Source organism: Gryllotalpicola protaetiae, from assembly GCF_003627055.1.
GTDB classification, from domain to species: domain Bacteria; phylum Actinomycetota; class Actinomycetes; order Actinomycetales; family Microbacteriaceae; genus Gryllotalpicola; species Gryllotalpicola protaetiae.
Window position 1 is genome coordinate 1,191,994 of the sequence record NZ_CP032624.1, and the last position, 19,561, is coordinate 1,211,554.

The following is a 19,561-nucleotide window of genomic DNA, read 5'->3' on the forward strand; positions in this document are numbered from 1 at the left end:
CCCTTACTTCGCCTGCAGCGGTGCACGGAACGACTTGGCGAGCGAGGCCGGAGCCACGAACGGCAGCAGCCGCGCCGCGAGCTTCTGGGCGAGCTTCTCGCCTGGCCGGTCGAGCCGCACGTCGACCCGCGTGCCCTCGGCCTGCGGAGTGAGCTGGAACACCCAGCCGCCCCCTACACCGAACACCTTCGACTCGTGGGTGGTGATCTCGACGCGACCGGCGGCCTCGTCCCACTCGTACCGTGAGCGCTCCCAGGCGCTCGCCGTGCCCTCGGTGACCTCGGCCCAGTCGGCGCCGCGTGTGTGCACCTGGAAATGCGCGGCGTCGATGGTCGGCCAGGCGTCGGCGCGCGCGGGGCCGAAGTCGGTGAGCACCCTCATGAGTTCGGGTGCCGTGAGGCGCGAGTCCAAATGGAACGAGACGGTGGACATGAGACGGATTCCTTTCTGTCAGTGACCGGCAGTAACCGATTTGAACGGTTATGACTCTGACGGAAGAATCCGTAACCCGTCAATAGGGTTATGCAAGTATTTTCTGGATGATCCGGTCCAACTACGCTTGAGCCATGCCGCTCACTCCGAAGGGCCGTGGGACCCGCCAGCGCATCATCGAGGGCGCCGCCGCGCACCTGCGCGGCGAGGCGGGGCTCGAGGTCACGCTCGACGAGGTGCGCGCGAGCACGCGTACGAGCAAGAGCCAGATCTTCCACTACTTCCCCGGCGGGAAGGACGAGCTCTTCCTCGAGGTGGCGCGCTTCGAAGCCGGGCGCATCTTGCGCGAACAGCAGCCGCACCTCGACGAGCTCGACAGCTGGGAATCGTGGAACGCGTGGCGAGACGCCGTGATCGCCCGCTATCGCGAGCAGGGCCCGCGGTGCGCGATGACCTCGCTCAGCAGGCAGACGAACATCACGCCAGGGGCCGCCGAAGTCTCGCGTCTGCTGCTCGCCAGTTGGCAGGAACGGCTGCGCACAGGCATTGAGAAGATGCAGGCGAGCGGATTCATCGGACCGCAGCTCGACGCGCAGCGGGCCTCGTCGGCGATGCTCGCGGCGCTCCAGGGCGGCATCGTGATCCTGCAGGCCACGGGCCTGACCGACCATCTCGAGGCCGCAGTGGACGCATCGCTCGACCAGCTGCGCGCCGCGGCGGCCGCGCCGATCGCTGAGGAGCCGCACAGCGGCGTCTCGAACTGATCGTGCGACGGCGTCAGACCCAGTTGCGCACGGGCTCGCGGTAGCCGCTCGGCTTGTCGCCGACCTTCGCGCCGGCGCTCACCAGCCGCCCCTGGTACTCGGCAGTGAACATGCCGTACGGCTTCCCGAGCACCGGCGCGCTCGCCTCATCGAGCCGCGCGCGCAGCTGCGCGGGGATCGAGAACGAGAGGGCATCGAGCGATGAGGCCAGCTGCGCAGCGCTGCTCGCCCCTACGATCGCCGCCGCGACTCCCGGCTGCGTCGCGACCCAGTTGAGGGCGAGCTGCGCCATGCTGACGTCAAGCTCGCGCGCGACCGTCTCGAGCGCTGCCAGGGTGTTCCAGTCCGCGGCCGATCGCGCCTGCCCGGCCGCACCCGCCGCCGACCCCGTCAGCCGGCCAGACCCTTCGACGCCGCCGTCTGCGCCCGCACGGTACTTGCCGGTCAGGAATCCGGAGCCGAGCGGCCCCCACGCCGTGATGCCGAGCCCCAGTTCGAGCCCGACCGGCACATGCTCGGCCTCGACAGTGCGCTCGACGAGCGAGTATGGCAGCTGCAGCGAGACCAGCGGCGAGAATCCGTTCGCGTCGGCCAGCGTCTGCGCCCGCGCCGCATACCACGCAGGTACGTCCGACAGCCCCGCGTAGCGGATCTTCCCCGCAGTCACGAGATCGTCGAAGGTGCGCAGCACCTCGTCGACCGGCGTGATGCGGTCCCAGGTGTGCAGCAAGTAGAGGTCGAGGTAGTCGGTGCCGAGGCGCCTCAGCGACGCCTCGACCGCGCGGATCACGTGCTTGCGCCCGTTGCCGCCCGCGTTCGGGTCGCCGGGGTCGACGGAGTTGGTGAACTTGCTCGTGATCACAAGTCGATCGCGCAGCCCGGGCGACTCGGCGACCAGCTGGCCGATGATCCGCTCGCTCTCGCCCGCCGTGTAGAAGTCGGCGGTGTCGATCAGATTTCCGCCGGCCGACACGTACGCGTCGAAGATCGGCCGCGCCTCGTCGAGAGTCTTGCCGTACGCGGCGTGGAAGCCGGCCATGCCGAAGTTCATGGTTCCCAGCGCCAGCCGGCTGACGCGCAGCCCGGAGCGGCCAAGGAGGTAATAGTGATCGAGTGACATCGTGCCCCTTTCCGGCACGACGGTAGGCGCGCGTTATTGGACCGGCAAGTCCAGAATCCGCGCAGGCGCGCCCGTCGACCCGCGCGCCACGAACACCGGCGCCTCGGCGACGACATCGCGCGGCGGCTCGCCGCCCAGCACGTCGAGCAGCAGCCGCGCCGCGAGCGCTCCCCGCGTGTGCACGTCGTGGCTCATCGCCGACACGGGCGGCGTCGTCAGCCGGCAGAACTGCGAGTCGTCCCAGGCGAGGATCGAGAGCTCGTCGGGCACAGCCACGCCCAGCCCGTGCGCGGCCTCGAGCCCGGCGATCGCCATCACATCGTTGTCGTAGATGATCGCGGTCGGGGGTTCAGGTGCGGCGAGCAGGTGTCGCGTGGCATCCGCCCCGCTCTCTCCGGAGTAGTCGCCTACCTCGAGCTGCCCCGCGATGCCGAGCCCCGCCGCGGCGTCGAGGTAGCCGCGCGTGCGCTCCTGCGTATGCATGAACGCCGACGGCCCGGTGACGCGGGCGATGCGGGTGTGGCCGAGCGCTGCGAGCCGGCTGACGGCGTCGACCATCGGCTCGTAGCCGCTGTTGCGCACGGTGGCGAGCCCCGTTCCCGTCTCGGGCTCGCCGAGGATGATTCCGGGCAGGCCGAGGGACACGATCAGCTCGGGCCGCGGGTCTGCGGGCACGAGGTCGACGAGCACGACGGCGCCGACCGCGCCGTTCGCGGCCCAGCGCCGGTAGCTGTCGAGCTCACGCGGCATGCCGTCGACGACCTGCATGAGCACCTGGCGCCCCTGCGGGGCGAGCACCTCCTCGAGGCCGCCGATCAGCTCGCCGTAGAACGGCTCCGCGGCGAGCTGCCGAGGCGAGCGGCGCAGCACGATGCCGACCGCACTCGCGGCAGAACTGGTCATCACACTCCGATCGTGCGGCTAGTTCGCCGCAGGGGCAAGCAACCCGTTCGCGGTGCGCAGGACCAGCGGCGCGATGAACGCGGAAGGGTCGACGGCTGCGGACGATGCAATCTCGAAGCGCGCCGACTCCCCCGCGAGCAGGGTGACGAGCCCGCGGTCGACGCGGGCGGCCGGGTCGACACGGTCGACCTGCAGGAACACGTCGCGTACATACGAGCGGGCGGTGACCGTCACCGCATAGCCGCCCTCGGTGCGCTCGGCGCGCGCATCGAGGGCATCCGCTTGCGGTGCGAGCGACTGATCGATCACGTCGGCAGGGTTCCAGAGCGCAGAGGCGAAGCCGGATGCCTGATCCAGAACACGCGCGACGACGAGCTCCCTCCGGCTGTCGCCCGCAGCGGCCACCTCCGCAGGGAGCTCGATCGTCGACGTGCCGCGAGCCCGAACCGTCACCAGGACGTTCTCGCTCGCAAACTCCTCGCCGGAGAACGACAGCCGAGTCAGGGCGACCTCGCCCGACCAGTCGGAGCCCGTGTCGTTCACGAGCACAAGCGCGAGCACGTCCTGCTCGGGCGAGCTGCCTTCGAAGGCATTCGCCCTCGCCCGCTCGGACGCGCGCGGCTGGATCGTCGCGAACCTCGGAGCGTAGACGTCGCGCAGCGCGTACCAGAGCGGCTTGCGGTGCTCGTCGAAGTCGACGGCCGCCCACGACACGACCGGCCAGTTGTCGTTCAGCTGCCACAGCACGGTGCCCGTGTTGTGCGGTGTGAGCGAGCGGAAGTGCGCGACGCCGAAGGCGATCGCCTGCGCCTGGTTCAGCTGGGTGGCCCAGTGCCAATCGTCGATGGATGCCGGAATCGGAATATGTCCCTGGGCGCCGCGCTCGAGCTTCTCATTGCCGAGGTGCGCCTTCTGGTGCACGAGCATCTCGGCCCCGAACGGGGCGAGGGGCTCGTCGTGCACGACCCGGGTCAGGGTCGACCAGGCCGGCGGTCCCTGGAAGCCGAACTCGGAGACGAAGCGGGGCGTGTAGTCGCGGTACGCCGCGTAGTCGCGCCGGTTCCAGACGTCCCAGATGTGCATGGTTCCGTTGTGCTCGTCGTTCGGGTGCAGGTACTCGCCGAAGCTGAACGGCGACGCCGGCGAGTAGAACCGCGTCGGGTCGAGTTCGGCGATGAGCCGCGGGAACAGCTCGCGGTAGTAGCCGTTGCCCCAGGTGCGATCGCCGAGGCGGGCGGGCCAGCCCCAGTCGACGTAGCCCCAGATGTTCTCGTTGTTTCCGTTCCAGATCACGAGAGACGGATGCGTGGACAGGCGGGTGATCTGCTCGCGCGCCTCCGCCTCGACCTCGACCGACAGATGCTCTTCCTCTGCGTACGCCGCGCAGGCGAACAGGAAGTCCTGCCAGACGAGCAGACCGAGCTCGTCGGCGCGCTCGTAGAACGCGTCCGACTCGTAGATGCCGCCACCCCAGACGCGCAGCAGGTTGACGTTCGCCTCCACCGCGTCGTCGAGCCGCCGCCGGTAGCGCGCAGCCGGGATCTCGGTGAGGAACGCGTGGTCCGGAATCCAGTTCACGCCGCGCACGAGCACGAGCTCGTCGTTGACGAACAGCTCGAACGGCCGGCCGGCCGCATCAGGCGCGGTGTTCACGTGCACGTTGCGGAAGCCGACGCGGCCGACCCACTGGGCTTCGCCGACCGACACGGTCACGTCGTAGAGCGCCGCGTCGCCGTGGCCGATCGGCCACCACCTGTGCACGTCGGCGATGCGCGCGGTGACAACGACGGATGCGGCATCCGCCGGCGCGTCGGACACCGCCGTCGCGCCCTGGCCGAACCCCGCGACCTTCACGGTGGCAGCCAGATCGACGCCCGCATCGGTGCCGTCGTGCTCCAGCGCGAGGTGCGCGGTCAGCACACCGGTGCCGTCCGGCTCGACCGCGACGAGCGGGCGCACTGCGTCGATGCGCACCCCAGACCACGAGTCGATGCCGATCGGCTGCCAGATGCCGACACCCGCGACGTCGATGCCCCAGTCCCACCCGAAATGCGACGCGGTCTTGCGCAGCTGGTTGAAGTCGTGGTGGTTCACCTGCGGCAGCGCGCCGTAGCGCGCGGCCCGCGCCTCGACCTCGGGCACCGGAGCCGAGAACTCGACGATGAGCTCGTTCGCGCCCTCGCGCAGCAGGGCGGCGACGGGCCACCGGTACGAGCGGTGCTGGTTCTCGGTGTGCGCGACGACCTCGCCGTTCAGCACGACCCGCGCGACCGTGTCGAGCCCGTAGGCCACCAGATCGTGCCGCGTCGACCCGTCGTCATGCCACGAGAACGTCGTCGCGTACCGCCATGACGTGTCGCCGATCCACTGCTGCGCGGCCTCGTTGTCGCCGTCGAACGGGTCGGCGATGAGCCCCGCGCGCAGCAGGTCGGTGTGGATCACGCCGGGCACGACCGCGGGCACGGTCCCGGCAGGGAAGCCCGCGGGCAACGGCCCGCCGAGAGGCTCGACGGTCCAGGCATCCGTGATCGGCGTGAAGGTGAAAGGCGTGAAAGTCATGCTCCGGCAATCTGCTTCAGTCTCAGCTCAGGGTTCGGCGCGGCGGCCGCGAGCTTCTTGGTGTACTCGTGCTGCGGGTTCAGGATGACCTCGTCGGCGGGTCCCCGCTCGACGATCTCGCCCTTGTACATCACCAGGATCTCGTCGCTGAAGTGCCGGGCCGTCGCCAGGTCGTGCGTGATGTAGAGCACCCCGAGATTGTCCTCGCGCTGCAGCTGCGCCAACAGGTTCAGCACGCCGAGCCGGATCGACACGTCGAGCATCGACACGGGCTCGTCGGCGATCAGCATGGTCGGCTCAGGGGCGAGAGCGCGCGCGATCGCGACACGCTGGCGCTGACCGCCTGACAATTCGTGCGGATGCTTGGCCGCGACCTCGTCAGCCGGGGTGAGCCGCACCCGTTCGAGCAGCCGGCGCACCGCCGCGTCGACCTCGGCGCGGCCCGTCGCCCGCTTGTGGATCTTCAGCGGCCGCGCGAGGTGGTGCGCGACCGAGTGGTACGGGTTGAGCGAGGCGAACGGGTCCTGGAAGACCATCTGCACGTGGTTGCGGTAGGCGCGCAGGCCGGCGCCGTGCCTCTTGATCGGATGCCCGTCCAAGAGGATCTGGCCGCGGGTCGGCGCCTCGAGCTGCAGCAGCAGCTTCGCGATCGTCGACTTGCCTGAGCCGGACTGGCCCACGAGCGCGACGGTCTTCCCCGACTCGATCGTGAAGCTCACGTCGTTCACGGCGAGCAGCTTCCCAGAGCGGCCACGCTCACCGCGGACGCGGTACTCCTTGGTCACGCCCCGGAACTCGAGGGTGCTCATGAGGCCACCACCTCCTGGTCGGTCTCGGTCAGCCTGTCGTCGGCGACCCCGGTGCGGATGAAGTCGCCGCGCTCCCCCGTCAGCGACGGGAACGAGGCGAGCAGCCGCTTCGTGTAGTCGTTCTGCGGGTTGGTGTACAGCTCATACGCGTCGTTCAGCTCGACGATCTCGCCCGCCTTCATGACCGCGATGCGGTCGCTGATCTCGAGCAGCAGCGGCAGGTCGTGCGTGATGAAGATGACCGCGAAGCCGAGCTCGGCGCGCAGCCGGGTGATCTCGTCGAGGATCTCGCGCTGCACGACCACGTCGAGTGCGGTCGTCGGCTCGTCCATGATCATCACCTGCGGGTCGAGCGCCATCGCCATGGCGATCATGACGCGCTGCCGCATGCCGCCGGAGAGCTCGTGCGGGAACGATTTGAGCCGCGAGCGGTCGACGCCGACGCGCTCGAGGAGGTCGCCGCACTTCTGCACTCGCTCGGCGCGCGAGAGCTCTGGTCGGTGGGTCGTGAACACATCCTCGAGCTGCGCCTGGATCGAGATGACGGGGTTGAGCGAGTTCATCGCCCCCTGGAACACCATCGAGATCTTGTCCCAGCGGAACTGCCGCAGCTCTTCGCCGGTCAGTGTCGACAGGTCGGCAGACCAGCCCTCGCGCGAGTGGAAGGTCGCGTTTCCGCTCGTGATCAGTGCGGGCGGCTTGAGCAGGCGCGTGATGCCGTAGGCGAGGGTGGATTTCCCGCAGCCCGACTCGCCCGCGAGGCCGAGGATCTCGCCGCGGCCGAGCGTCAGGCTGACGTTCTTGACGGCGTGGGTCGTGACCGCGCCGAGGTAGTCGACGCTGAAGTCCTGGATCGTGATGACGGGGTCGTTCACTTGAGGTTCTCCGCTTCCAGCTGCGCGATCTGCGCGGGGGTGAGGCCCCACTTCTTGCGCTGCGCGCGCGTGGAGTTCCGCAGCTTCGGGTTGATGATCTCGTCGATCGAGAAGTTGATCAGCGACAGCGCGCACCCGAACAGTGCGATCAACAGACCGGGCGGCACGAACCACCACCAGGCGCCCTGAGTGAGCGCCAGGTCGTTGTACGCCTGGAACAGGATCGTGCCGAGCGTGAAGGTGTTGTTCGCGCCGAGGCCGAGGAACGAGAGCCCCGCCTCACCGAGGATCGCGAAGATGATCGCGAACACGAACTGGCTCGCCATGACGGGGATCAGATTGGGAAGGATCTCGACCACGAGAATCCGCCATGCCTTCTCGCCCGACACCCGTGATGCAGACACGTAGTCGCGACTGCGGATACTGAGCGTGACCGCGCGCAGCACGCGGGCAGAGCCCGCCCAGCTGGTCAGCGCGAGCACGACGGCGATCAGGAAGATCCCACGCTGAGCCGGCGGCACGTAGTTGCCGATCACGATCGTGAGCGGCAGTCCGGGGATGACGAGGACGACGTTCGTGAACAGCGCGACGGAGTCGTCGAGCGCCCCGCCGAGGTAGGCGGCGACGATGCCGAAGATGCCGGAGAGGACAGTCGCGAGCACCCCGACGGAGAAGCCGATGATCAACGACCCGCGCGTGCCCCAGGCGATCTGCGACCAGACGTCCTGGCCGGTCTGCGTGGTCCCGAGCAGATGTCCGTGCGTTCCTGGCGGCGCGAACGCGAGCGTGCTGATGGCGTTCGGGTCGCCCACGAGCAGCGGGCCGATGATCGCCCAGAGCACAATGACGCCGGCGAGGCTCAGCCCGACGACGAGCTTGGGCGACCAGCTCGGCATGAGGGCCGCGAAGCTGCGCCGCTGAGCGGTCGGCGCGACGGCGGGAACGGCGTCGCCCGTAGAGACGGTGGAGGTCATGGTTTCCGTTCCTTGCCGCTAGGCCCGCGCCCGGGTGCGGGGGTCGATGAGGCCGTACAGCAGGTCCACGATGAGGTTCGCGGCGAGCACCGACAGCGAGATGACGAGGAAGATGCCCTGCATGAGCGCGTAGTCGTCGTTCGACACGGCCGTCCAGAGCAGCTGGCCGACGCCGGGGTAGCTGAACACCTGCTCGGTGACGATCGAGCCGGCGACGACGAAGCCGAGTGAGATCGCGAAGCCGGATAGCGAGGGCAGCACGGCGTTGCGGGCGGCATAGGTGAGTCGCACGCGGCTGGGCTTGAGGCCCTTCGCCTCGGCGGTGACGATGTAGTCCTCCGACAGGGTGGCGACCATCATGTTGCGCATCCCGAGCATCCAGCCGCCGATCGACGACAGCACGATCGTGAGCGCAGGCAGGAACCCGTAGTAGATCGCGCTGCCGATGAACTGGAGGCTGAAGCCGGGCACGAGGCCCGAGTTGACGTTGTAGCCGCCCGCGTACGGGAAGATCGGGAAGACCCGGGTGAGCACCAGCACGAGGATGAGCGCGAGCCAGAAGTACGGCACCGCCTGGAACATCGTCGTGACGGGAATGAGGTTGTCGAGCCACGAGCCGCGCCGCCAGCCGGCGAACATGCCGAGCCCGATTCCGAGCAGGAACGAGATGATCGTCGAGAGGCCGATCAGGGCGATGGTCCATGGCAGCGCCTGGGCGATCACCGTCGTGACGTTCTCGGGGAAGTTGACGACCGAGACCCCGAGGTTGCCGTGGGCGAGGTTCACGAGGTACTCGCCGTACTGCTGCAGCCAGTTGCCGCCGCCACCCTGGCCGAGGGCGATCGACAGCGCCTTGCGCGTGCCGGGTGTGACGGGCTGCCCGGCCGCGCCCATCTTCGCGATGAGGATGTCGACGGGGTTGCCCGGCATCAGGCGGGGAATGAGGAAGTTCAGGGTCAGCGCCGCCCAGAGGGCGACGACATAGAACCCGATCTTCTGCAGGTAGAACCGCATCGTTGCGCTTTCCGATCGCTGTGGTGGGGTGACGGATGCCGGCGAGCCGGGGCCGAGGAGCGTGAGGCCCCTCGGCCCGCGGTTCGTCAGGAGTGGTGCGTCACTTGGCGGGGCGGATCGCCTTCAGGACGATGCCGGCGTCCCATGCCTTCCACGGCTCGGGGAACGCGTACAGGTTGTCCGCGCTCGGCCAGCCGGTGGCGTGCGAGGTGTTGAACTCGGTGAGCGCCTGGTTGACGTAGATCGGGATGATCGGCAGCTGCTTCACCACCGTGTCCTGGATCGTGCCGTACTCCTTCAGCAGCGCCGCGTCGTCGCTCGGGTTGGTCGAGGCGAGCGTCTTGAGCGCAGCGTCGACCGCCGGGTCGGAGAAGCGCGAGGTGTTCGTCGAGGACGGCGAGCCGACCTTCGCCGTCGCGGCGGTGTTGAGGTAGTTGTTGTAGATGTAGTACGGCGACGCGGACGCCCCGGGGTTCACCGAGTTGAGCGAGAGCTGGAACTTGCCGGTCGTCTCCGAGTTCGACCACGCGTTCTGCGCGACCTGGTTGACGGTGAGGTTGATGCCGGCCTTCTGCAGCTGGCCCTTGAGCAGCGTGCAGACCGTGTCGTAGTCGGTCCAGCCCGAGACGACGTTGATCGTCAGGTCGAGCTCGGTGCCGCCCTTCTCGTAGAAGCCCTTCGAGTTCAGCGTCCAACCGTCCGCCTCGAGCGTGCTCTTGGCCTTCGCCGCGTCAGCGCCCTCCGGCAGCATCTCGTTCGCCTGGTCGGCGACCCACTTCTTGTTGACCGCGGGCACGAGCAGCGTCGGCGAGCCGGGCTCGCCGAAGCCGTTGAGCGCCTGCGCGTTCAGCTGGGTGCGGTCCATCGCGTCGTAGATCGCCTGGCGCACTGCGACGTCGGTCTGCGGGCCGGTGCAGCCGAGGTCCGCGTTCGAGCAGGTCACGATCGACGTGGTCGAGTCGGCCGTGTTCACGTAGGCCACGTTGGGGTGCTTCTTGACGATGTCCTTCAGCGTGGGCAGGTAGGAGCCCATCCAGTCGACCTGGCCGGATTCGAGAGCGCTGGTCGCGGCGTCCGCATTCGCCAGCGAGATGAAGCGCACCGTCTCGATCTTGGGCGCGTCGTCGCCGGTGCCCCAGTAGTTCGGGTTCTTCTTCAGCGTGTAGCTCTGCGGGGTGAACGTGTCGAGCTCGTACGCGCCGGAGCCGACGGGCTTCGTGTTGGTGGTCTTCAGGACATCGGGGATCTTCGACCAGATCTTCTCCGGGACGATCGCGATGTTGCCGAGGATCTGCGGCTCGAGCGTGAACGAGGTGCTCGGGAAGGTCAGCACGACGTCGTCGCCGTCCTGTTTGGTGGTCCACGTCTGACCGAGCGTGTTGAGCGAGGCCGTCGACTCGTAGTGGTTCAGCGTCCATGCGACGTCGCCGGCGGTGAGTGCGGATCCGTCGCTCCACTTGGCGCCCGTGCGCACCGTGATGGTGAGCTGCGTGCCGTCGCTGTTCCAGGCGTACTTGGTGCCGAGCAGCGGAACCGGGTCCTGCGAGCGGGCCATGTTGTAGTAGAAGAGCGTCTCGTAGATGACGCCCTGGGTGGGCTGGAGCTCGGCCCCGGTGGTCAGCCACGGGTTGAAGTTCTCGGTGAAGTTCCCGACCGAGCCGTTGAACAGCGTGACCGTGCTGTTCGAGCCGGATGCGGATTTGGTGCTGCCGCTCGAGCCGGAGCAGCCCGAGAGCGCGAGAGCGGCGGATGCCGCGAGCGCAGCGGCGCCGATGAGCAGCCGCTTCCTGGTGATTGTCATCGTTGACCCTTCAGTGGAATGGAGGCAGTTGGTGCTTCCTGCACTCGCGCCGGGTCAGCGCTGACCTCGACTCTGCGGTGCGTTCCCCACTTTTTTAGATGACTTTATAAAGCACGTCAAGTTAGTAGGATCATGGGGCGCGTCACAATGAGGTAACACACAGGACGAGAGGAGGCGGCATGGCCCGCAGCCGCGTCTCCCTGTCCACCGGGACGAGCAAAGGGCTCGTCCTCGATCTGATCCGCACGCTGGGACCGATCAGCCGCACCGACCTCGCCGCCGAGACAGGCCTGACGGCCGCCACCATGTCGAACGTCGTGCGTCAGCTGCTCGACGAGGGGCTCATTCACGAGACCGGTTTGGGGCGCCCGAACGGCGGCCGCCCGGTGGTGCTGCTCGAGGTCGACACGTCGGCGCGCTACGCCGTCGGGCTGCAGCTGGGCGGGGAATCCATCACCTATGTCGTCGTGAACCTGCGCGGCGCGGTCGTGGGCCGCCTGCGGGCCCCGGGGGTCGGTGCGAGCGAGCCCACGGCGATGGTCGCGGGCCTGGTCGAGCAGATCCGTGTGATCCTGCTCGGCCTCGGCATCGACGAGCAGCTCGTCGTCGGCATCGGCGTCGTGGCGCCCGGCCCCGTCGACATCGCGCGCGGCATGGTGTTCGGCCCGGCGCACATGGAGGCCTGGAAGGACGTTCCGCTGCGCGACCTGATCGCCGAGGCGACCGGTCTGCCCGTCGTGTTCGACAACGACGCGACGGCAGCGGCGCTCGGCGACTTCTGGGGAGGGGCTACGGAGGGCGCCCGCGCTCACGCCACCGTGTACATGGGCCTCGGCGTCGGCGCCGGCGTGCTGATCGACGGCACGGTCTTCCGCGGCGCCAGCTCGAACTCGGCGGAGATCGGGCACATCGTCATCGCGACGGATGCCTCAGGCCGCGCCCTCGTCGCCGAGGACGTCGCCGACCCGACCGCCGTCGTGCGCACCGCGCACGAAAACCCCGACGAGGTCACCCGGCTCGGGCTCACCGGCGACGACTTCACGCAGTTCACGGCGATCGCGAAGGCCTCGGCGCGCGGCGATGCGTTCGCGACCGGGCTGCTCGAGGCATCCGCCCGCCATCTTGCGACCGCCGTGACCTCGCTCGCCAACCTGTTCGACCTCGACTCGATCACGCTCGCCGGCCCCGCCTTCGCGATCGCGGGCGCGATCTACCTGCGTGTCATCGACGCCCAGGTCAACGCGGACTTCTTCGCGCGCTCACGGCACGGCATCAGGGTGCGGCTGTCGCCGCAGCTGCAGGACGCTGCGGCCGTCGGCGCCGCGACGCTCGTGCTCCAGTCCGAGCTCGCCCCACGCACCATGGGCCTCGCCGGCCCCTCGGACTAGCGCTACAGCCCCAGCCGGAACCCCCCGTCGCTCGAGATCACCTCGCCGACGACCCAGCGCCCGTCCGACCCCACGAGCCACGCGATCAGCCGCGCCACGTCGTCGGGCGCACCGAACCGCCCGAGCGGCATCGCCGCCCGCAGCTCGTCGAGGATCTCGGGCCGATCCGTCGTCTCGGGGTCGAGGTAGCCGGTGTTCGTCGGCCCCGGGTTCACCGTGTTGAGCAGCACTCCGTGCGCGAGCAGTTCGGCGGCCGCCGACGGCGTCGCCCCGGCGAGCGCAGCCTTCGACAGCGCGTACGACATCTCGCTGCGCATCGGCCCGAACAACTGCCCGCTCGTCAGCCAGATCGCGCGGCCGGTGCCTTCTTCCGTGCGGTCCCACTGGAACAGCTCGGTGAACCGCTTCGTCATGAGCACCGTCGCCCGCGCGTTCACGGTCCAGTGCGCGTCGAGCGTCTCGTCCGTCGCCTCGAGGATCGTCCCGTCGCCGCCCGACCGCGCCTGGTTGCACACGAGGATGTCGAGTCGCCCGGTGACGGCGGCGGCGTCATCGATGAGAGTGACGGCCGCGCCGGCATCCGCCAGATCTGCGTGGAAATCAGCCGTCTGCGCACCGCCAGTCAGAGCCGAGCGGATGCCTGACCGCACCGCCTCGACATCGGCGCCGCCCCACGGCTGCTCGGCGTCGTGCGGGGCGAAGTGGTGCACGACGACGTTCGCGCCGAGCTCGGCGAGCCGTGACGCGACGGCGTAGCCGATGCCCTTGGGGCGTGAGACGCCGGTGACGAGGGCGGTGCGCCCAGCAAGGGGATAGTTCATGGGTCCATGCTGGTACTTGCTCGAAAGGGGCACCACCACGCCACCGATTCCCGTCTTCCTGACGACCTTCTCGTTCGACCCCGTCGCCGCGCTCGCCATCGCGATCGGGGCGGTCCTGTACACCTGGGGTCTCGTCGCCCTCGCGCGCCGCGGCGAGCGCTGGCCGGCGTGGCGGGCGTGGTGCTTCTACCTGCTGGGACTCGGGTCGTACGCGTGGATCCAGTTCGGATTCCTCGGCACCTGGTCGCACGACCTGCGCTGGGCGTTCACCACGCGCATCGCGCTGCTGATCTTCCTCACCCCGATGATGGTCGCGCTCGGCACGCCGATCACGCTGATGCGGCGCACCTTCGGCGAGCACGCACGCGGCGTTCTCGAAGCGGTGATGCGCTCGTGGCCGATCCGGCTCATGGGCAACGCGATCTTCGCGCCGCTTGTGCCGCTCGTCGGCTTCCTGTTCTTCCTCACCCCGCTCGCCGCGCCACTGCGGCTCGAGCCGGGCTGGGCTGCTGCGATCACCCTGCTCGTGCCGTTCATCGGGCTCTTGATCACGCTGCCGATCACCGAGGACACCGAGAACCGCTCGAGCACCTTCATCATCTACGAGTTCCTGCTGGCGATCGTCGAGCTGCTGCTGGACTCGATTCCCGGCATCCTGCTGCGCCTCAACGGCTCTGTGCTCGACGGGGTCGCGGCCGCGACGCACACGGTGGCGGGCGCCGCGCTGCCGCACTGGTTCCCGAACCCGCTCCACGACCAGCACCTCTCGGGCGACTTCCTCTGGTTCCTCGCCGAGATCGCCGACCTGCCCGTGATCATCGCGCTGTTCACGCGCTGGTCGCGGGTCGACCGGCGCGACGCGAAGCAGGTCGACGAGCTCTCCGACGAGGAGTACGAAGCGGCGGTGCGCGCGCACCTGGGCCAGCGCGGGTAGCGCACTACTTCACCAGCGGGAACAGGATCGTCTCGCGGATGCCGAGGCCGGTCAGCGCCATCAGCAGGCGGTCGACGCCCATGCCCATGCCGCCCGACGGCGGCATGCCGAACTCCAAGGCCCGCAGGAAGTCCTCATCGACGCGCATCGCCTCGTCGTCTCCGGCCGCGGCGAGCGCCGCCTGTGCGACGAAGCGCTCGCGCTGGATCACGGGGTCGACGAGCTCGGAGTACCCGGTGGCGAGCTCGAAGCCGCGCACATACAGATCCCACTTCTCGACGACACCGGGGATCGAGCGGTGCTCGCGCGTGAGCGGCGAGGTGTCGAGCGGGAAGTCCTTCACGAACGTCGGGCGCGTGAGGCCGCCCTTCACGAAGTGCTCCCAGAGCTCTTCGATGTACTTCCCGTGAATCGGATGCGTGATCGAGATCCCCTCGCGCGCGGCGAGCGCCGCGAGCTCCTCAAGCGGCGTCGACGGCGTGAACGACGTGCCCGCGGCCTCATTGAGCGACTCGTACATCGAGATGCGGTCCCACTGCCCGCCGAGGTCGAACTCGGTGCCGTCGGCCCAGGTGACGACGTGCGAGCCGTTCGTCGCGAGCGCGGCATCCTGGATCAGCTGCTGCGTCAGATCCGCGATCGTGTTGTAGTCGCCGTACGCCTGATAGGCCTCGATCATCTCGAACTCGGGCGAATGGGTGGAGTCGGCGCCCTCGTTGCGGAAGTTGCGCGCGATCTCGTAGACGCGGTCGATACCACCGACGACGGCGCGCTTCAGATACAGTTCGGGCGCGATCGACAGGTAGAGGTCGGTGTCGAACGCGTTCGAGTGGGTGACGAAGGGCCGGGCGGACGCTCCGCCGTGCATCGTCTGCAGCTTCGGGGTGCTGACCTCGAGGAATCCGTTCTTCGAGAACGTCGCACGCACGGAAGCCGTCGCCTTCGCGCGGTTCACGACCGTGCGGCGTGCCTGCTCGCGCTGGATGAGGTCGAGGTAGCGCGAGCGCATCCGCGTCTCCTCGGAGAGCTCCTTGTACATGTTCGGCAGCGGCAGGATCGCCTTCGCCGCGACCTGCCAGTCGTCGACCATGATCGACAGCTCGCCGCGTCGCGAGGAGATCACCTCGCCGTGCACGAACACGTGGTCGCCGAGGTCGACGAGCTCCTTCCAGCGCTGCAGGCTCTCTTCCCCGACGGACGCGAGCGACACCATCGCCTGCAGGCGCGATCCGTCGCCCGCCTGCAGCACGGCGAAGCACAGCTTGCCGGTGTTGCGCTGGTTGACGACGCGGCCGGCGAGGCCGACGATCTCGCCGCTCGTCTCGTCGGCTGCGAGCGAGCCCCACGTCGCACGCACCTCGGGGATCGTCGTCGTCACGGGCAGGGTCACCGGGTAGGCGCCGCCGCCGAGCCCAGCCGCCTCGGCTTGCAGCCGCTCGCGCTTGGCCAGGCGCACGGCCTTCTGCTCGTTGATCTCCTCGGCGGTGGGCTCGGGGGTCTCGTCGATCGGCTGGTCGTTGTCGGCCATGGCTGTCCTGTCAGAAGTGGAGAGGTGCGTTGTCGATCAGGCGGGTCGCGCCCACGCGAGCGGCGACCAGAATGAGCGCGTCGCCCGTCGCGTCGTCCTCCAGCGGCAAGAACGTCGCCGGATCGACGATGACCAGGTAATCAAGCCTAACGTCCGGCTGCTGGTCGAATCGTGCGAGGCCGGCAGAGCGCGCGGCGGCGACACGGTCGTCGGCAGGCATGACGGATGCCTGCCGTGCAGCCTCCAGCGCGGCGGAGAGGGTCAGCGCGAGCATCCGCTCGTCGCTCGACAGGTAGCGGTTGCGGCTCGACAGCGCGAGCCCGTCGCTCTCGCGCACGGTCGGCACCGCCTCGATCACGACGGGCAGGTTCAGGTCGGCGACCAGCTGCGTGACGAGGAACGCCTGCTGGGCGTCCTTCTGCCCGAACAGCGCCACGTCGGGCTGCACGATGTTCAGCAGCTTGCTGACGACCGTCAGCATGCCGTCGAAGTGGCCGGGGCGCGAGGCGCCCTCGTAGCGCTCGGCGACCGGGCCCGCGTGCACGGTCGTCTGAGAAGCACCGCCGGGGTACATCTCGGCGACGACCGGCGCGAACACGGCATCGGCGCGGCCGGCGAGCACCGCGAGGTCGGCGCCGAGCGTGCGCGGGTAGCGCTCGAAGTCCTCGTTCGGCCCGAACTGCAGCGGGTTCACGAAGATCGAGACGATGACGACGTCGGCGAGCTCGCGACCGCGGGCGACGAGCGCCAGGTGCCCGTCGTGCAGCGCGCCCATGGTCGGCACGAGCGCGACCCGCTGCCCGGCCGCGTGCGCCGCGCGCACGAAGTCGCGGGTCGCCGCGATCGTCTCGAGCACGGTCGGGGCGGCGCTCATGCGCCCCCGCCCAGGTCGAGGTCGTCTGCGGCCAGTTCGGAGAGGTCGAGCCGCGGCGTCATGCCGGCCTTCCGCAGCGCCTCGTCGACGGTCGAGCGCACGAGCGACGAGAGATACGAGCCGGGCTGCTCGAAGCCGATCTCGGCCAGCATCCCCGTGGCCTGCTCGACGATCTGCCTGCTGAAACCGGCGGCCGTCGCGATCGCCTCGCCGTAGGCCGGGCGGTCGGCTTCGTCGACCAGCACCGGCTCGCCGCCCATCTCGACGACGAGCGCCTGGCCGATCGGCTGCACGGGCGCGGGCGCGGTGACGGCGAAGTACGTCTCGACCATGCGCGCGAGGTCGAGCCGAGTGCCCGTGAACGCCATCGCCGGATGAATGGCGAGAGGGATCGCCCCTGACGCGAGCGCCGGCCGCAGCACCTCGGTGCCGAAGCCCGGCGCCGTGTGCACGACGAGCTGCCCCGGCTGCCACGCGCCCACGGCGGCAAGGCCCTCGACGAGCCCCGGCAGCTGCGCGTCGGGCACGGCGAGCAGCACGAGCTCGCTGCGCTCGAGCAGCTCGGGCGTCTCGAGCAGCGGAACGCCCGGCAGCATGTCCTGCGCGCGCTCGCGGCTCGCGGCGCTCACCGCGTTCAGCCCGACGATCGCGTGACCCGCCCCGGCGAGCGCGGCGCCCAGCACCGGCCCGACGCGGCCTGCGCCGACGATGCCGACGCCGAGTCTGCCTGAGCGGCTCTGGCTGCCGGATGCCTGCACGGACTCGCCCCTAACTCCTCGCGTCGCGACTCGCCAACATTACGGCACTGCGCGCGAGCTGGTCGTACAGCTCGACCCCGGCCACGGTCCCGATCACCGAGAGGCGCGGGCGGATCCGAACGTCGACGATGTGCACCGCGAGGCCGACCAGCCCCAGCATCCGCCTGATCGGCCCCTGGTGCACCCCGACGCTCTGCACCCGCGCGAGCGGCACGAAATCGAGCGTGCGGTACACGATGCCCGCGCGCAGCGCGAGCGTGTCGCCGACATAGGCGTAGCCGATGCGCCGCCACGAGAACGGGTGCAGCCACGCGGCGCGGCGCGGCGGCTGCGAGAACACGCGGGCGGTGCGCGAGTATCTCGCCGTCGCGTCGACGAGGGCGAGCAGGGCGGTGCGGTCGGATGCCGGCAGCAGCAGTGGCAGCACGCGCCCGACGTCGTCGAGCGAGCCGACCGGAAGCACCGTCGACGCGTTCTCGGCCTGACCGCGCTGCCGCGCGCGCCCGGCGCGTGCGATGCGGATCGCCCACCAGCCGAACGGCCGCCAGAGCAGCGGCTGCACCACCTCGACCGCGTGGATGCGACCGGTCGGGATCGTCTCGCTGCTGGTGGACAGCAGCCCGTATCCGACGCGCACGCCGTCGGAGCTGCCCGAGATCGTGTAGCGGGCGAGCCGGCTGAAGCGGCGCGAGTAACCCGTAAACATGCCGAACAGCGACGGGATCACGGCGACCAGCAGGAAGTAGTTCCCGCGCACCACCTCGACGACGAGCCACACGACGACCGCGATCAGCACGATCGTGAACGGGCTCAGGATGAGCGAGCCGATCAGCCGTCCCGGGTGCACCTTGACGATCGACGCCGGCGCGAAGTCGGGGTGCAGGTCGGCCGGCATAACGAACTCTTCGGCGCGCGAGCGGACAATGTCCCCCACTGGTTGAGGAAGAGGCGCAGCGCCTGTCTCGAAACCAGCCGCCTCCGCAGCCCGTTTGCTCCCGGCGAGCCCGAGAATCTCGCGCCGCAACTCCTCCGCTGCAGCCGATCCGAGGTACTGCAGATGCAGATTCGCGTCGTGCCCGGCGACCACGATCTCGAGCCGCGCCGCCCCGAACACGCGGGCGAACAGCGTGCGGTGCAGGTTCACCCCTTGAATCCGGTCGAGCCTCGCCTGCCGGTTCTGCCGGTTCAGCACACCGGACTTGAGCTCCACGGCATCCGCCGTGACCCGGAACTGCGTCATCTGCCAGGTCACCCGGTACCAGACGATGATCAGCACGATCAGAAGCAGGATGCCGAGCAGCGCCCACAGCACCCAGCCGTGCTCCACGATCGCATCGACGGGGTCGCCCTCACGATTCCGGTCGGGAATGCGCGCGACCCAGTCGACGAGCCGCTCGCGCAGGTTCGCGAACACGATCGCGGCGATCGCGACCAGCACCGCGCCGCCGCGCAGCAACGGAGTGGCCGGGTGCATGCGATGCCACTGGCCGTCGGCGAGCGGATTCATAGGCCGGCGCGCCGCGTCTCTGCCAGCGCGATCAGCCGGTCGCGCAGCTCATCGGCGGCCTCGGCCGGCAGGCCGGGCACTTCGATGTTGCTCGACGCGCTCGCGGTGACGAACCGCAGGTTGGAGAGGCCGAGCGCGCGGCTGATCGGCCCGCGCGTGACGTCGATGAGCTGCATCCGGCCATACGGCACCGCGACGATCCGCAGCCAGGCGATGCCACGGCGGATCAGCAGATCGTCCTCGCGCATCTGGTAGCCGATCGCCCGGGCGCGCCGAGGGGCGAAGAACAGCTGCAGCGCGTAACCGACCGCCCACGCCGCGACGAGGATCCAGCCCCACCAGTCCCAGTCGCCGAGGTACCAGACGAACGCGACGATCGCCGCCGAGACCAACGCCGCCACGAGAGAGCCGACGATCACGATCCAGACGTACTTGGGCGAGACGCGCTGCCAGTCCACGTCGATGTCGAGCCGCTGTGCCACGAGGTCATCGTATGCGGC

Annotated in this window: 18 protein-coding genes; 3 read left to right on the forward strand and 15 right to left on the reverse strand. The window is 69.3% G+C overall.

Annotated elements, in window-relative coordinates; translation table 11 throughout:
* Nucleotides 1-3: 3 nt before the first annotated feature.
* Complete coding sequence (locus D7I44_RS05855; RefSeq protein ID WP_120788631.1) at nt 4-432, reverse strand: hypothetical protein; 429 nt, start codon at nt 430-432, stop codon at nt 4-6.
* A 134-nt stretch (nt 433-566) separates the two neighbouring features.
* Between D7I44_RS05855 and D7I44_RS05860 the strand changes: the two genes are divergently transcribed.
* Nucleotides 567-1,196: a TetR/AcrR family transcriptional regulator gene (locus tag D7I44_RS05860; protein ID WP_120788632.1), complete on the forward strand. Its 630-nt coding sequence runs from the start codon at nt 567-569 to the stop codon at nt 1,194-1,196.
* Between the two features lie 13 nt (nt 1,197-1,209).
* Here D7I44_RS05860 and D7I44_RS05865 read toward each other — a convergent pair whose 3' ends face one another.
* From D7I44_RS05865 to D7I44_RS05900, 8 genes are all read right to left on the reverse strand, one after another.
* On the reverse strand, nt 1,210-2,316 hold the full coding sequence (locus tag D7I44_RS05865; protein ID WP_120788633.1) for an aldo/keto reductase: 1,107 nt from the start codon (nt 2,314-2,316) through the stop codon (nt 1,210-1,212).
* A 33-nt stretch (nt 2,317-2,349) separates the two neighbouring features.
* Nucleotides 2,350-3,219 (reverse strand): LacI family DNA-binding transcriptional regulator, encoded by an 870-nt coding sequence (locus tag D7I44_RS05870; RefSeq protein ID WP_120788634.1) that lies wholly within the window; start codon nt 3,217-3,219, stop codon nt 2,350-2,352.
* 18 nt (nt 3,220-3,237) lie between these two features.
* Nucleotides 3,238-5,778: a glycoside hydrolase family 2 protein gene (locus tag D7I44_RS05875; protein WP_120788635.1), complete on the reverse strand. Its 2,541-nt coding sequence runs from the start codon at nt 5,776-5,778 to the stop codon at nt 3,238-3,240.
* Nucleotides 5,775-6,587: an ABC transporter ATP-binding protein gene (locus tag D7I44_RS05880; RefSeq protein WP_120788636.1), complete on the reverse strand. Its 813-nt coding sequence runs from the start codon at nt 6,585-6,587 to the stop codon at nt 5,775-5,777. Before D7I44_RS05880 ends, D7I44_RS05875 begins: the two co-directional genes overlap by 4 nt.
* Nucleotides 6,584-7,462 carry an ABC transporter ATP-binding protein gene (locus tag D7I44_RS05885; protein WP_120788637.1) on the reverse strand — a complete coding sequence of 293 codons (879 nt, stop codon included), beginning with the start codon at nt 7,460-7,462 and terminating at the stop codon, nt 6,584-6,586. The genes D7I44_RS05880 and D7I44_RS05885 overlap by 4 nt, the downstream gene beginning before the upstream one ends.
* Nucleotides 7,459-8,436 carry an ABC transporter permease gene (locus D7I44_RS05890; RefSeq protein ID WP_120788638.1) on the reverse strand — a complete coding sequence of 326 codons (978 nt, stop codon included), beginning with the start codon at nt 8,434-8,436 and terminating at the stop codon, nt 7,459-7,461. Before D7I44_RS05890 ends, D7I44_RS05885 begins: the two co-directional genes overlap by 4 nt.
* 18 nt (nt 8,437-8,454) lie before the next feature.
* The gene (locus D7I44_RS05895; RefSeq protein ID WP_120788639.1) at nt 8,455-9,450 is read right to left on the reverse strand and encodes an ABC transporter permease; all 996 of its coding nucleotides are present in this window, start codon (nt 9,448-9,450) and stop codon (nt 8,455-8,457) included.
* 100 nt (nt 9,451-9,550) lie between these two features.
* On the reverse strand, nt 9,551-11,251 hold the full coding sequence (locus tag D7I44_RS05900) for an ABC transporter substrate-binding protein (protein ID WP_120788640.1): 1,701 nt from the start codon (nt 11,249-11,251) through the stop codon (nt 9,551-9,553).
* Between the two features lie 179 nt (nt 11,252-11,430).
* On the opposite strand from D7I44_RS05900, the gene D7I44_RS05905 reads away from it, so the two are divergent.
* A complete protein-coding gene (locus D7I44_RS05905) occupies nt 11,431-12,639 on the forward strand; it encodes an ROK family transcriptional regulator (RefSeq protein ID WP_120788641.1) in 1,209 nt (402 codons plus the stop codon).
* A gap of 2 nt (nt 12,640-12,641) precedes the next feature.
* On the opposite strand, the gene D7I44_RS05910 is transcribed toward D7I44_RS05905, so the two are convergent.
* Entirely contained in the window at nt 12,642-13,460 is an 819-nt protein-coding gene (locus D7I44_RS05910; RefSeq protein WP_120788642.1) for an SDR family oxidoreductase, read from the reverse strand.
* On the opposite strand from D7I44_RS05910, the gene D7I44_RS05915 reads away from it, so the two are divergent.
* Complete coding sequence (locus D7I44_RS05915) at nt 13,459-14,394, forward strand: cytochrome c oxidase assembly protein (protein WP_120788643.1); 936 nt, start codon at nt 13,459-13,461, stop codon at nt 14,392-14,394. The two genes, D7I44_RS05910 and D7I44_RS05915, sit on opposite strands and share 2 nt — an antisense overlap.
* Nucleotides 14,395-14,398: 4 nt before the next feature.
* On the opposite strand, the gene lysS is transcribed toward D7I44_RS05915, so the two are convergent.
* From lysS to D7I44_RS05940, 5 genes are read right to left on the reverse strand one after another with little or no spacing between them, the layout of a single operon-like run.
* Nucleotides 14,399-15,922, reverse strand: a complete 1,524-nt coding sequence (lysS, locus tag D7I44_RS05920) for a lysine--tRNA ligase (RefSeq protein WP_120788644.1) — start codon at nt 15,920-15,922, stop codon at nt 14,399-14,401.
* A gap of 10 nt (nt 15,923-15,932) precedes the next feature.
* Nucleotides 15,933-16,796 carry a pantoate--beta-alanine ligase gene (gene panC, locus D7I44_RS05925; protein WP_120788645.1) on the reverse strand — a complete coding sequence of 288 codons (864 nt, stop codon included), beginning with the start codon at nt 16,794-16,796 and terminating at the stop codon, nt 15,933-15,935.
* On the reverse strand, nt 16,793-17,554 hold the full coding sequence (locus tag D7I44_RS05930; RefSeq protein ID WP_120788646.1) for a Rossmann-like and DUF2520 domain-containing protein: 762 nt from the start codon (nt 17,552-17,554) through the stop codon (nt 16,793-16,795). Before D7I44_RS05930 ends, panC begins: the two co-directional genes overlap by 4 nt.
* Before the next feature lie 10 nt (nt 17,555-17,564).
* Nucleotides 17,565-19,061: a PH domain-containing protein gene (locus tag D7I44_RS05935; protein ID WP_120788647.1), complete on the reverse strand. Its 1,497-nt coding sequence runs from the start codon at nt 19,059-19,061 to the stop codon at nt 17,565-17,567.
* Nucleotides 19,058-19,543 (reverse strand): PH domain-containing protein, encoded by a 486-nt coding sequence (locus D7I44_RS05940; protein WP_120788648.1) that lies wholly within the window; start codon nt 19,541-19,543, stop codon nt 19,058-19,060. The genes D7I44_RS05935 and D7I44_RS05940 overlap by 4 nt, the downstream gene beginning before the upstream one ends.
* Nucleotides 19,544-19,561 lie beyond the last annotated feature (18 nt).